This window comes from Flavobacterium sp. 270 (assembly GCF_004368785.1).
Classification (GTDB): Bacteria; Bacteroidota; Bacteroidia; order Flavobacteriales; family Flavobacteriaceae; genus Flavobacterium.
The window spans coordinates 1,203,070-1,216,614 of record NZ_SODM01000001.1 but is presented as its reverse complement, the minus strand read 5'-3'; the positions used below and the strand labels follow the sequence as shown (position 1 = coordinate 1,216,614).

Genomic DNA, 13,545 nt, shown 5'->3' with positions numbered 1-13,545 from the left:
CAAAAAGTTATGGTAATCGTAAAATCATTTTTTGAAGCTGTCAACTAAAATGTCAAAAAAACACGTCGTGAAATTTAATTTTTCGCTATTAAAATGTTGTATTTTAAACAATTATTTTGCTGCGTTCAGAAAATCAATTAGTTGCTGAGTAGCTTTTCCACGGTGGCCAATTTTATTCTTCGTTTCCAGAGGTAATTCAGCAAAAGTTTCCGTAAAGTTTTCCGGCTGAAAAATCGGATCATATCCAAAACCTTGATTTCCTGTTTTCTGCAGTGTAATTTGTCCTTTTGCAATTCCCGTAAAAAGATGTTGTTCTCCATTTAAATTTAAAGCGATAACGGTCTTAAACTTTGCACTGCGATTTGATTTATCTGCCAAGCCGTCTAAAAGTTTATTCATGTTGTCATCTGCACTGCGCTGTTCGCCCGCATATCGGGCAGAATAAACACCAGGTTCGCCGTTTAACGCCTCAACTTCTAAGCCAGTGTCGTCGGCAAAACAGTCGTAACCGTATTTTTGCGTTACATGATCAGCTTTTAAGATCGCATTTCCTTCAATCGTGTCGGCAGTTTCCGGAATATCTTCATGACAGCCGATTTCTTCAAGACTTAAGATTTTAATAGTTTCAGGAAGAATACTTTGTATTTCCTTGATTTTGTTTTTATTATTTGATGCGAAAACCAGATTCATAATTATAATATTTTAAAGTAATTTTTTCGAGTATAAAAGCAATAGCAATTCCAAAAGTGTAAGCTAAAATATCGCTCCATAAAAATCCCTGACCTAAAACATATCGTCCAAAAAGGGTATTTCTAAGTGCGACAATCCAATCAGCCTGATAAAGCTGCAAGAATTCAATTCCGTAGCAAATGAGTAAAGCAATAATGCCAATTTGAAATGCGTTTTTAGTTATAAATACAATTCTAATTAAGATATACATCATTACTGCGTAAAGAATATCACCGCAGCAAAGCGGTACTATCGAAATTTTTCTGGAAAGAATTCCAAGACAGATTACTAAAAGTAATAGGAGGGTGTAGTAGATTCTGGATTTGCCCAAGTTGTAGTAAATATCTTTTGTTGTTACCTAACAAAGATATAAAAAGAGTGCAAAATAGTACGAATTTGGTGGGTCTAAAAGACTAATGATTTTTATTTCTTGAATGCTGCTTGTAATTTTTATAAATTTAGCGTTCTAAAAAAAAAACTACTACTATGAATCTCAAACCAAAATTTCCTTCTTTATTAACAGCGCTTCTGATTTCTGTAACCGTTGGTTATTCGCAGAAAAAAGGCGAAACAAAATCATTTGATGTCAAAAAGCAATTAGAATATTGTGCAGTACAAGCTTCAAAAACGTTAAAAGTAATTCCGAATGACGGAACTTCACCAAGAACGGTTCCGAATGGAAGCAACGAATGGAAATTTGTTGGTTATAAAGATTGGACCAGCGGATTTTGGCCTGGAGAGTTGTGGTATTTATATCAAGCTACGGGAGATAAAAAATGGGAAAAAGAAGCCGATAAATTCAGCCGATTTTTGACGCCTTTATCTGTGAGCAAAGCCGGCGACCATGATTTAGGTTTTCAGGTTTTCAATAGTTTTGGAAACGGATATCGTTTAACTAAAAACAAAGAATACAAAGAAATCATTTTGAAAACTGCCGACACTTTGGCGACACTTTTTAATCCAAAAGTAGGAACAATTCAGTCTTGGCCTCATAATAAAATGGGTGGTCATAATACTATTATTGATAATATGATGAATTTGGAGCTGTTGTTTTGGGCTTCTAAAAATGGAGGAAGTAAAAAATTATATGATATTGCTGTAAAACATGCTGAAACAACAATGGCAAATCATTTTAGACCAGATAACACATCTTATCATGTTATCATTTATGATTATGAAACAGGGAAAAAAATAAAAGGAAGAACAGCACAAGGATATAGTGACGACAGTATGTGGGCGCGCGGACAGGCTTGGGCTATTTACGGTTTTACAATGACATACAGAGAAACTAAAGATCCTAAATTCTTAGATTTTGCCCATAAACTAGCTCGTGTATATTTAGATCGATTAACAACTGAAGATTTAATTCCGTATTGGGATTTTAATGCTCCTGATATTCCAAATGCGCCAAGAGATGCTTCTGCTGCAGCAATTGTATCTTCGGCACTTATGGAATTGAGTTCTTATACAAAAGATAAAAACCTGAAAAACGAATATCTGACAAAATCTAAAAAGATGATTGTTTCGTTATCAGATCAATACCAAAGCCACGATGTAAATTCGGCATTTTTACTTCATTCAACAGGTCATAAACCTGCAGGAAGCGAAATTGACTGTTCTATCAATTATGCAGATTATTATTATTTGGAAGCATTGTTAAGACTTCAAAAACTAAAATAAAAATTAGAAATCATGATGAAGAAAATCACTCCAATAGCATTTGCCATTATTTTGGTTGTAATGCTGGCAAGCTGTAAAAATACGAAGCAAAAACTGCAGGAATATGTTACGACCTACAATAGTACTGCAGCTAATTTTAAAGGTGAAAATGTAACGCTGACAACTGCCAGAGGTTATATAGATGACAATAAAATTGAACTTAGGTTTGAAACTAATCTGGAGCAAAATGAAGCCAATAAAACAGCTGCTGAAGTATCATTTCGCAAAATGCTGAAAGGAATGCTTAATAGTGATCAAATTCCGCAGGATGTAGTAAAAGAAGGCGTTCAGTTTGATGCCTATTTCTTAGCAAATGATAATACGGTTCTTTCTAAAGAAATAATCAATAATGAAACACTGCCTGAATTGTTGAAATAGCATTGATTTTGGGTTTCTCGTATAAAGTCTATTTTGTAGAATAGCAAAGACTTTACGGTATTTTTAGTTTTAATTTTTTAGTACAAAATGTGCTTTTGCGGCTTAATATTTTACAATTAAATTTAAGCGTAATTAATTTGTAGTCAAATAATTACATTTGTATTTTTTGTAACGGAATATTGCTTTTGTGTGAAAAGTTTATTATGTTTGAGTTAAAAATTAACTAATAAACCAAAAAATTATGATTAAAAAAATTACCCAAATCGCATTTGCTTTTGCTGTTGTACTGTTGTTGGTAAGTTGTAAAAACACCAAACAGAAAATTCAGGAACATGTAAGTAATTACAATAATTCGTCTTCAATAAAAGGTAGTGGTATTACCAGTACAAGTGCAAAAGCATTTTTGAATGACAATAGAATTGAAATTAGAATTGAAACTAATCTGGAAGAAAACGATGCAAACAAATTAGCATACAAAGAATCGTTTCCGGCGCTGTTAAAAGAAATGATTAAAAACAACCAAATTTCTGCAGACTTAATAAACGAGGGAGTGTCTTTTGATGTATATTTTTTAGCGTATAATAACTTTATTCTGGCTAAGCAATTAGTAGATAAAGAAGAACTGGCAGTTTTAGAAAAAGATGATTCTGATAAAAAAGTAGCTGCTAAACTTTAATTAGGTAAACAGATATTAAAAAAGCCTCTTTGCAATTGCGAAGAGGCTTTTTTACTTTTAATGTTGTTTGGTTACATTGGTTAAGTTATCAGGAAAATAAGAATCTGATAAATTAGCAAATTCGTCACCACGCATAAAGATATTGATATCAACGTCTGAGAAACTTTTCTTGCCTGCAGCTGCCAAAAGTTCATTAGCGGCATGCAGTGTGTTTTTATGAAAGTGATATACGCGATCTGATTTATCGGTTACAACCAAACCTTTCATTAGCATTTTGTTTTGAGTCGCAACTCCCGTTGGACATTCGTTATTATGACAACGCAACGCTTGTATGCATCCCAGCGAAAACATAAAACCACGTGCGCTGTTACACATATCAGCGCCTAATGCCACAGCGTGAAGAATAGAATAACCAGAAATAATTTTTCCGCTTCCTATAATGCGTATTTTATCGCGGATATTTAACCCTATCAAAGTTTTGTTTACAAAAATCAAAGCAGGCTCAAATGGCATTCCCACACCATCGGCAAATTCTAAAGGCGCAGCGCCAGTTCCTCCTTCGGCACCATCTACAGTGATAAAATCCGGATAAATATCAGCAGCAATCATTTCGTGGCAGATAGCTTCAAATTCTGCTGTATTACCAATACATAATTTAAAACCAATAGGTTTCCCGTTTGATAATTCACGCAATTGCGCAATAAAAGTAATAAGTCCTTTGCTATCTGAAAATGCACTGTGTCCTGGAGGAGAAAGAATCATTGTATGTGGTTCAACGCCTCTTATCTTAGCGATAAACTCAGTATTTTTTGCGGCTGGAAGTACACCTCCGTGACCCGGTTTTGCACCTTGCGAAAGTTTAATTTCAATCATCTTCACGTTCGGAAGATTGGCCTTTTCAGTAAATTTTTCAGGGCTGAAATTTCCTTGAGCATCACGGCATCCAAAATATCCTGTACCAATCTGCCAGGTAATATCGCCGCCGCCAGCAAGATGAAATTCAGTTAAACCACCTTCTCCAGTATTTTGATAGAAATTTCCTTTTTTTGCACCATTATTTATAGCACGAACTGCATTTTCGCTCAACGAACCAAAACTCATCGCCGAAACGTTAAATAGAGAAGCTAAATAAGGTTGTTTACAATCTTTTCCGCCAACTAATACTCGCGGTAATTCTTCATTGACTTTTGCAGGAAATATAGAATGTTTGATTCCTTCGTAACTATCGTGATTAAGATTTTGCTGTGTTCCAAAAGGCGTGCTCGAATCGATGTTTTTGGCTCTTTGATACACCATAGAACGCTGATTTCTAGAGAAAGGTTTTCCATCAGTAGATCTTTCAATAAAATACTGCTGAATTTCTGGCGCAATCATTTCAAATAGATATCTGAAATACCCTAAAACAGGGAAATTTCGCAAAATGGCATGTTTGGTCTGAGTTGCGTTGTAAATACCAACAACCAATAAGATTGGTAGAATAATTACGAGCAAAAATCCTCGTTTTGTGTAAAGGTAAACTGCGAGAACAATTAGAAACAATAAGAATCCGTAAATAAAGAATTTCTTTCTCATGTTTTTAAAGAATTAAATAGGTAATAAAATGTAATAAATTAATTGAATCTTAAACGAACGTAAACGTGTTTGATTCCTTTTTTGTCTGATTCTCTTTCGTCGATTTCTAAAATATCGGTTAATGATTTCAGCATCGGCGTAAGCTTAGAAAAACCGTAATTTCTTGGGTCAAATTCTGGTTTTTTCTTTACGATTAGATTTCCGACATCGCCCAAAAAAGCCCAGCCGTCATCATCTTCGATATCTTCTATAGTGGCTTCGATAAGATCGATAGTCTGTTTGTCTATTTTATGTAATGCTTTTTCAGCAGGTTTTTCGATCAGTTTTTTAACGTCTGCAACGGCTTTGGTTTTCTTTTTCTGAATCGCGCCATCCAAAACTTCAATATAAATAAACCTGTCGCAGGCTACAATAAAAGAATTTGGAGTTTTCTTTTCTCCAATACCAATTACTTTCATGCCAGATTCCCGAAGCCTGATTGCCAAACGCGTAAAATCGCTGTCGCTGGAAACAATACAAAATCCGTCTAATTTTCCCGAATAAAGTAAATCCATAGCATCAATAATAAGAGCAGAATCAGAAGAATTTTTTCCAACTGTATAACTGTATTGCTGAATTGGGGTAATCGCATGTTCTAGTAAAACTCCTTTCCAGCCATTTGAGTTTGGTTTTGTCCAATCGGCATAAATACGTTTGGTAGTCGGAGTGCCAAATTTTGTTATTTCTTCCATCATACCTTTTACATTACTGTATGGTACGTTGTCGGCATCAATAAGAACGGCTAATTTTAAATCTTTTGAGGTGCTTAAAGCCATTTTTTACATTTTACAAAATTATATACTACCAAAGGTAAAACTAAAATTGATTACAAACCGCCAAGTTTAGGGAATAAATGACGCAAACTGATTTAAATTATTCTGGTTATAAATAAGAATAATTACATAATGGAAATTTAAAGAAAAATTGTCGTTTATTACCAGTAAATTCATTTTTAAGCTATGTTTTTGCTGGTTTTTTAAAGTTAAATCTTATTAATATGAAAAGCATTTTGAATAAGAAAACTTTGGAAAGGTTTATATTCATTGTATTTTTCAATAAAAATAAATGGCTGACTCTATTTTAGAATAATAATCATTATTTTTGCTCCCTGTTAAAATAAAATTATTACTTCAAAATATATTTATGGTAAAAGATTTATTCGAAAGAATTCAGAACAATAAAGGACCATTAGGAAAATGGGCTTCACAAGCTGAGGGGTATTTTGTATTCCCTAAATTAGAAGGAGAACTTGGTCCAAGAATGCAATTTGGTGGGAAAAATATTTTGAACTGGAGTATAAATGACTATTTAGGTCTTGCAAATCACCCAGAAGTGCGTCAGGCAGATATTGATGCAGCAGCAGAATACGGAGCTGCTTACCCAATGGGAGCGCGTATGATGTCTGGTCACACCAAGTACCACGAGCAGTTAGAAAATGAGTTGGCTTCTTTTGTTATGAAAGAATCTGCTTATTTATTAAATTTTGGTTACCAGGGAATGGTTTCTACTATTGATGCTTTAGTAACTAAAAATGATATTATTGTATACGATGTAGATTCTCACGCTTGTATTATTGATGGAGTTCGTCTGCATATGGGTAAACGTTTTACTTATAAGCATAATGATCTTGAAAGTATGGAGAAAAACCTACAGCGTGCTACTAAAATGGCACTTGAAACTGGAGGAGGAATCTTGTTTATTACTGAAGGTGTTTTTGGAATGCGCGGACAACAAGGAAAATTGAAAGAGATTGTTGCGTTAAAACAAAAATATAATTTTAGATTATTGGTTGATGATGCACACGGTTTTGGTACACTTGGTAAAACAGGAGCCGGAGCAGGTGAGGAGCAGGGAGTTCAGGCAGATATTGATGTTTACTTCTCTACTTTTGCAAAATCAATGGCAAATATTGGAGCATTTATCGCTGCAGATAAAGACATTATCGATTACTTAAAATACAATTTACGTTCTCAGATGTTTGCAAAAGCGTTGCCAATGATTCAAACAATTGGTTCGTTAAAACGTTTACAATTATTACGTGACCATCCGGAATTAAAAGATAAACTTTGGGAAAATGTAAACGCTTTACAAAACGGATTACGTTCTAGAAATTTTAATATTGGAGATACAAATACTTGTGTAACACCAGTTTATTTACAAGGAAGTGTGCCAGAAGCAATGGTTATGGTAAATGACTTAAGAGAGAACTACGGTATTTTCTTGTCTATCGTAATCTATCCGGTAATTCCAAAAGGAATTATTTTGTTGAGAATGATCCCAACAACTTCACATACACTAGAAGATATCGATGAAACGCTTACAGCTTTTGAAGCAATTCGTGAAAAATTAGAAAACGGAACATACAAAGAAATTGCAAGCAGAACAACAGTTGATTTAGATGCTTAATTTCTAAAAAAATAGATTCCCTAAGATGGGAATTATGTAAAAAAATCCATTCTTATACAGAATGGATTTTTTTTATATTTCACTTAAATTTATACTACAGTAAAATATAAAATAAAGACATTATGAAAAAAGTATTAGCACTAACGATGATGATTTTGGTTGTTTTTGTTTCTTGCAAAAAAACAGAACCAGTGGCTCCCACGATAACTCCAAGCGCACCAAAAGAAGCCGAAGTTGTAGAACCTGCAGGAAATCAATGTTATAGTTATTCAGCAAATAACAGTATGGTAGATTTAAGTTTTAATGTAAACTCACATCAGGAAGTAAACGGTACATTGAGTTACAATATAAGCGGTAAAGATAAAAATGAAGGAATCCTGGTTGGAAACATGAAAGGAGATACTCTTATTGCAGAATATACCTTTACATCTGAAGGAGTTTCTTCTGTTCGCGAAGTCGCATTTTTACATAAAGACGCCACTTTTATCGAAGGATATGGTGACACTATAGAAGCAAATGACAAAGTGACTTTTAAAGATAAATCAAAATTAAAATTTGATCAAAAAAATACTCTCGTAAAAGTTGATTGTAAACCGGTACAATAGTTTTTTGTTAGGTACAAAGACTCAAAGGCTCATAGGGACAAAGTAAGTTGCTTTGAACCTATGAGCCTTTGAGTCTTTGTATCTTGAGAATCTATAACTCCAATCTATACGTTTTTCTTTGACAGTGAATTTTTGGGTCAAAGTTTTTCCAAAGTAAATGAATGGCTGTATTTTCGGCCAATTCTGGGGTTCTGATGCAATTTTGAATTCCTTTTTCTGAAAAAGTTTTAAAATATTCATCAAAAATAATAGCCGTAACTCCTTTGTTTTGGTAATCCGGATGCACTCCGATTAAGTAGAAAACAACATCTTTACTCTTTTTTCTGGCTCTCAATAAATGAATAAATCCAAACGGAAATAATTTTCCTTTTGCTTTTTGTAAAGCTTCAGAAAAACTTGGCATTACAATACTAAAAGCTACTAAATTATCGTCTTTATCAACCACAAATTTGATGTATTCTGGATTGATAAAACTGATGTATTTCTTTTTAAAATATTCTTTCTGAACGTCTGAAATCGCTACAAACGAAGCCAATTTTGCATACGATTCATTAAACAAATCAAACATTTTGTCCACGTGCGGCATAATGTCTTTTGTTTTTGTAAAAGTAAGCGATCTTAAGCCGTATCTTTTTTTAATTAATTCCTGAGCTTTTAGAAAAAATTCAGGTTTTACATTTGAAAAAGGAAAAATACTTTCTATATATTCTTTCTCAACCTGAAAGCCTAATTGTTCAAAATGAGTTACATAATACGGATTGTTGTACCATGTAATCATAGTTCCCATTTGGTCGTAACCTTCAGTAAGCACGCCGACTTTATCTAAATTTGAAAATCCCATCGGACCTTCTACATGTTCCAGATTGTTTTGTCTTCCTAATTCATACACTTTTTCAAGCAAAGCTTTAGTTACTTCGATATCATCAATAACATCAAACCATCCAAAACGAACCTTTCTTTTATGCTGGGTATTTACTTCTGCCCAGTTGATGATAGCCGTAATACGACCTACAATTTCGTTATTTTTGTACGCCAGATAAAAATAAGCCTCAGCATTATCAAAAGCAGGATTTTTTGTTTTATCAAAAGACTCTAATTCATCTGCAATAATAGGAGGAACCCAATATGGATTGTTTTGATACAGTGAAAACGGAAACTTAATATATTCAGTTAGTTCTTTTTTGGTTTTGGCTTCTTTTATTGTAATCATTTAAGACTTATTGTAAAATTTCTTCTATTTAATGAAGAGGTTTTGTTATTAAATTATTCGTATTTAGACTTACGTTTTCTTTCTTGTTCCTGATAATCTGTTTCTTTTTTATCCTTTGGATCTTTTAAATTATCGTCGTTCTTTCTGGCTTTTCTATCAGCCTTAAATTCCATTTGCTTTTCTTTATAACTTGCATCATAGCGCCAGGAAACTCCAACACCGCCGTAAAATATAGAAGGCGTATTTTTAAAGTTAGTACTCAAAGAAGCATCAACCTGCAAGTTTGGATTAATTAAATAAGCCGCACCGCCACGAATAATGGCATCACTGTAAAAATCACTTTTGTAACCTTGATTTTCTACAAAACCAGACCATTTGTCGTTAAATCCGTGCGTCAAAGTTAATACATATCCGTAACTTGGGTAATCTGTAGTAATATAATCTGCAATAATATTAGTAACAAAAACCCATCTTCCATCTCCAAAAAGATTTTGTGTAATCAAGGCAATTTTTGGCGAAATACTAGACTGCGGCGAAAAAGAATACGGATTATCTGCACCTACAAAATTTGCTCCGGCAAATACAGAAACGGCAGGAATTAAAGAATGCCAGTCAAATCTATGATTGGCTTTATAGCTGTAAATATTTTTTGTTTTTTCGTAATTTTTAAAAGGATCATAAATTAAATATTTAGCACCAAGAACAGTTTGTCTGAAATTGTTTTTTTTATAACTGGTGTAAGGAGTATTAAAATGCTCTGCCTGATATTCCAGATCCAGAACAAACTCCAGTTTTTCAAGAAAAGCACCATATCGAAGTGTAATATCGGTACCAAAACCGCTGCCGTCATAATCTAGTAAATCGTGTTTTTCTTTGATGCCGTAAACTCCAATTTCAGCCTGAATTACTGATTTTCCAACTGCATAAGCAGACATTGTTTCTCCGGGACGATTAGAATTGATAACATCGGTGTATTGTGCGAAAAAAATCTGGGGAACTAAAAAAAGTACCGGGGCAAGTAAGTTTTTAATTTTTGACATAAACGTTTTTTTGATTAAAAAATAATAACGCATTTCAAATGTACATATTTTATTATTTATTTAAGATTGATATTTTAATTTTAAACAATGGATTTATTAATTTTGGAAAAAATTATACAGTTATGCAAGAAGCATCATTTTCAGGTTTATTAAGAACCATCGTGTGGGTTATAGCTTTTTATTATATTTTTAAATTTTTAGCTAGAATCTTTTTGCCAGTATTGGTAAAAAAAGCAGTTGAAAAAGCAGGCGAAAATTTTTCAAGACAACAACAGCAACAATATAGCCAAGGTAATGCATGGCAGCAAAATACTCGTAAAAATAATGACGAGATCATTATTGATACTACAAATGCAAAAACTTCACGCGAGACCAAAAAAGTTGGCGATTACGTTGATTACGAAGAAATAGATTAGATTTGTGTCCTAAAATATAGGATTCATCATTTAACCCAAACCAGCCTAAATTGAAAATAGTAAATAAGTTCTATCCGCATGCCCTTGTAATCCTGGGCTTTATTCTCGTTTCTTTAATTTATTTTTATCCAGTTTTACAAGGAAAACAAATTTTCCAGTCGGATATTGCTCAATATACCGGAATGGCAAAAGAGCAAAATGACTTTAGAGCTACAGAACATGCCGAACCTTATTGGACAAATTCTGCCTTTGGCGGTATGCCAACGTATCAGTTGGGAGCTAATTATCCAAACGATTTTGTGGGTAAAATAGACGACGTTTTACGTTTTTTACCACGTCCGGCTGATTATCTATTCTTATACTTCTTAGGTTTTTATGGATTGTTATTAGTTTTAAAAACAGATCCGTTAAAAGCATTTATAGGTGCAGTTGCGTTTGGTTTTTCTACTTATTTAATTATTATTTTAGGAGTTGGTCATAATGCCAAAGCACATGCTATTGCGTATATGCCATTGGTTATTGCCGGATTTATTCTCGTTTTTCAACGGAAATATATTTGGGGAGGATTGCTCACCATGTTTGCGGTAGCATTAGAAATTAATGCCAACCACTTTCAAATGACCTATTATTTATTGATTTTCTTATTGATACTTTCAGGTTATTTTGCTTTCAATTTTATCAAAGAAAAAGAATATAAACCGCTTTTAATTTCGTTTGGCGTTTTGGCAGCAGCCGGAATTTTTGCGATCGGAGCAAACGCAACGAATTTATTGGCTACAAGCGAATACGCTAAGTTTAGTACACGTAGCAATAGTGAGTTAACTTATAATCCTGACGGAACAAAAAAGGTTAACGAAAATGCTTTAAGCCGCGATTATATTACGGAATACAGTTACGGAATTGCCGAGAGTTTCAACTTGATTGCTCCAAGACTTTTTGGAGGTTCTAATCATGAAAATGTTGGGCCAGACAGCCGTATGTATTCGTTTATGACAGAACAGGGAGTTCCTGCTTCTCAAGCAGAGGATTTTGTATCTGGAATGCCAACCTATTGGGGAGATCAGCCTATTGTTGCTGCACCTGCGTATATTGGTGTTGTAGTTTTCTTCCTTGCCGTTTTAGGATTATTTATAGACGATAGAAAAATAAAATATGTATTTCTTTCCGGAGCTTTATTTTCTTTAATCCTTTCATGGGGGAAAAACTTCTCTTTATTGACGGATTTCTTTATCGATTACGTACCAATGTACGATAAATTTAGAGCCGTATCTTCTATTCAGGTAATTTTAGAATTGTGTTTCCCTGTCTTAGCAGTTATGGGATTACAATCGTTCTTCAAAGCAAAAGACGAACCAAAACAACAACAAAAAGCTTTAATACAAACCGGAGTTTTCGGTTTAGGAATTATAATCATTTTTGTAATTGCCAAAGGATTTTTCCACTTCACAAGTGCTAACGACGAATATTATTTACAATCTTACGGTCCAGGTTTTGTAGATGCTTTAAAAGAAGACAGAATGACTTTGTATTCTGCAGATCTACTACGTTCAGGATTCTTTATTGTAGTTACTTTTGGAGTTTTATGGCTGTTTATTAAAAATAAATTTGCACAGACTACAACCTTAATCATTGTTGGTGTTTTAATGATTTTTGATCTGTTTTTTGTGGATAGAAAATATGTTTCGGCAAAAGATTTTTTAAGTCCGGTAGAAATTGCAGCACCATTTCAGGAAACTCCTGCCGATGCTCAGATTTTACATGACACAACACATTATAGAGTTTTTGAGGTAAGCGGCAATATGTCAAGCGCACGTGCGTCTTACTTTCATCATTCTATTGGAGGTTATCATGCTGCAAAACCTAGAAGAATGCAGCAGTTATTTGACTATCAAATTGCTAAAAATAATTTAGAAGTACTTAATATGTTGAATGTTAAGTATGTTATTCAAACAGACAAAGAAGGAAAAGAAATTCCGACTATAAATCCTGATGCCAACGGAAACGCATGGTTTGTAAGCTACGTAAGACTGGTTAATAAGCCAGACGATGTAATGAAAGCTTTAGATCATCTTGATACAAAGAAAACAGCCGTTTTTAATGTTCATGATCATGAAAACAAATTTCAAAATGCCCGTTTAGAGAAACAATGGGATACAACTGGAACTATAAAAGTTGTAGAATACAAACCAAACTACATCAAATATAAATCAGATAACGCAAAAGACGGTTTAGCAGTTTTCTCTGAAATTTATTATAAAAACGGATGGAATGCTTATGTTGATGGTAAATTAACAGATCATTTTCCTGTAGATTATGTTTTAAGAGCAATGGAAATTCCAGGCGGAAAACATACTATAGAGTTTAAGTTTGAACCTCAGGTAATTAAAACCGGAAGTACAATTGCATTAGCAAGTTCTGTAATAATGTTGTTGTTATTGATTGGCGGAATTTATTTTGAAAGCAAAAATCGTAAAGCTGAAAATTCTTAAATGAATAACGGCAGATTAAATTCTGGTACACCAGAAGAATTAGAGTATAAAAGAATTACTGAAATAAAATCACTTTCTTATTTAGAAAGATTAGAGAGATTATTTGTACTTATTGAATTATCTTATATGTTGAAAAATGGTAAAATAATAAAGGCCAAATCATCGAAATAGATATGAAAATTTCAAATAAATTGATTATTAAAGTTATTAGCTTTATAATTTTAGATTTATTAGTTTTTATTTTTTGCGGAGTATTTATGATGGGA

General features: G+C 33.3%; 14 protein-coding genes. 8 read left to right on the top strand and 6 right to left on the bottom strand.

The annotated features are described in order from the left end of the window. Nucleotides 1-111 precede the first annotated feature (111 nt). Together EV144_RS05295 and EV144_RS05290 are read right to left on the bottom strand one after the other, a co-directional pair. Nucleotides 112-690: a non-canonical purine NTP diphosphatase gene (locus EV144_RS05295; protein ID WP_134146819.1), complete on the bottom strand. Its 579-nt coding sequence runs from the start codon at nt 688-690 to the stop codon at nt 112-114. Continuing rightward, a complete protein-coding gene (locus EV144_RS05290; protein WP_134146817.1) occupies nt 665-1,060 on the bottom strand; it encodes a DUF2809 domain-containing protein in 396 nt (131 codons plus the stop codon). Before EV144_RS05290 ends, EV144_RS05295 begins: the two co-directional genes overlap by 26 nt. Nucleotides 1,061-1,215: 155 nt before the next feature. Here EV144_RS05290 and EV144_RS05285 point away from each other — a divergent pair, with 155 nt between their 5' ends. The 3 genes from EV144_RS05285 to EV144_RS05275 all read left to right on the top strand — a co-directional run bounded on the left by EV144_RS05285 (nt 1,216) and on the right by EV144_RS05275 (nt 3,502). Next, the gene (locus tag EV144_RS05285; protein ID WP_134146815.1) at nt 1,216-2,409 is read left to right on the top strand and encodes a glycoside hydrolase family 88 protein; all 1,194 of its coding nucleotides are present in this window, start codon (nt 1,216-1,218) and stop codon (nt 2,407-2,409) included. A 12-nt stretch (nt 2,410-2,421) separates the two neighbouring features. Continuing rightward, the gene (locus EV144_RS05280) at nt 2,422-2,826 is read left to right on the top strand and encodes a hypothetical protein (RefSeq protein WP_134146813.1); all 405 of its coding nucleotides are present in this window, start codon (nt 2,422-2,424) and stop codon (nt 2,824-2,826) included. Between the two features lie 241 nt (nt 2,827-3,067). Continuing rightward, nucleotides 3,068-3,502 carry a hypothetical protein gene (locus tag EV144_RS05275; RefSeq protein ID WP_243854618.1) on the top strand — a complete coding sequence of 145 codons (435 nt, stop codon included), beginning with the start codon at nt 3,068-3,070 and terminating at the stop codon, nt 3,500-3,502. 57 nt (nt 3,503-3,559) lie between these two features. Here EV144_RS05275 and EV144_RS05270 read toward each other — a convergent pair whose 3' ends face one another. Next, nucleotides 3,560-5,074, bottom strand: a complete 1,515-nt coding sequence (locus EV144_RS05270) for an FMN-binding glutamate synthase family protein (protein ID WP_134146811.1) — start codon at nt 5,072-5,074, stop codon at nt 3,560-3,562. A gap of 38 nt (nt 5,075-5,112) precedes the next feature. Further along, on the bottom strand, nt 5,113-5,889 hold the full coding sequence (locus tag EV144_RS05265) for an NYN domain-containing protein (RefSeq protein ID WP_134146809.1): 777 nt from the start codon (nt 5,887-5,889) through the stop codon (nt 5,113-5,115). Nucleotides 5,890-6,256: 367 nt separating this feature from the next. On the opposite strand from EV144_RS05265, the gene EV144_RS05260 reads away from it, so the two are divergent. Both EV144_RS05260 and EV144_RS05255 read left to right on the top strand, forming a co-directional pair. Then, nucleotides 6,257-7,519 (top strand): aminotransferase class I/II-fold pyridoxal phosphate-dependent enzyme, encoded by a 1,263-nt coding sequence (locus tag EV144_RS05260; RefSeq protein WP_134146807.1) that lies wholly within the window; start codon nt 6,257-6,259, stop codon nt 7,517-7,519. Between the two features lie 122 nt (nt 7,520-7,641). Continuing rightward, a complete protein-coding gene (locus EV144_RS05255) occupies nt 7,642-8,124 on the top strand; it encodes a hypothetical protein (protein WP_134146805.1) in 483 nt (160 codons plus the stop codon). A gap of 91 nt (nt 8,125-8,215) precedes the next feature. Here the strand turns inward: EV144_RS05255 and EV144_RS05250 are convergent, their stop codons facing one another. Together EV144_RS05250 and EV144_RS05245 are read right to left on the bottom strand one after the other, a co-directional pair. Continuing rightward, nucleotides 8,216-9,334, bottom strand: a complete 1,119-nt coding sequence (locus EV144_RS05250) for a GNAT family N-acetyltransferase (protein ID WP_134146803.1) — start codon at nt 9,332-9,334, stop codon at nt 8,216-8,218. 53 nt (nt 9,335-9,387) lie between these two features. Further along, a complete protein-coding gene (locus EV144_RS05245; RefSeq protein WP_134146801.1) occupies nt 9,388-10,374 on the bottom strand; it encodes a transporter in 987 nt (328 codons plus the stop codon). Between the two features lie 122 nt (nt 10,375-10,496). On the opposite strand from EV144_RS05245, the gene EV144_RS05240 reads away from it, so the two are divergent. The 3 genes from EV144_RS05240 to EV144_RS24100 are packed head-to-tail and all read left to right on the top strand — an operon-like array spanning nt 10,497 to nt 13,450. Beyond that, nucleotides 10,497-10,790: a DUF4834 family protein gene (locus EV144_RS05240; RefSeq protein ID WP_134146799.1), complete on the top strand. Its 294-nt coding sequence runs from the start codon at nt 10,497-10,499 to the stop codon at nt 10,788-10,790. 50 nt (nt 10,791-10,840) lie between these two features. Beyond that, complete coding sequence (locus tag EV144_RS05235; protein ID WP_134146797.1) at nt 10,841-13,279, top strand: YfhO family protein; 2,439 nt, start codon at nt 10,841-10,843, stop codon at nt 13,277-13,279. Next, the gene (locus tag EV144_RS24100; protein ID WP_166670538.1) at nt 13,280-13,450 is read left to right on the top strand and encodes a hypothetical protein; all 171 of its coding nucleotides are present in this window, start codon (nt 13,280-13,282) and stop codon (nt 13,448-13,450) included. Nucleotides 13,451-13,545: the final 95 nt, after the last annotated feature.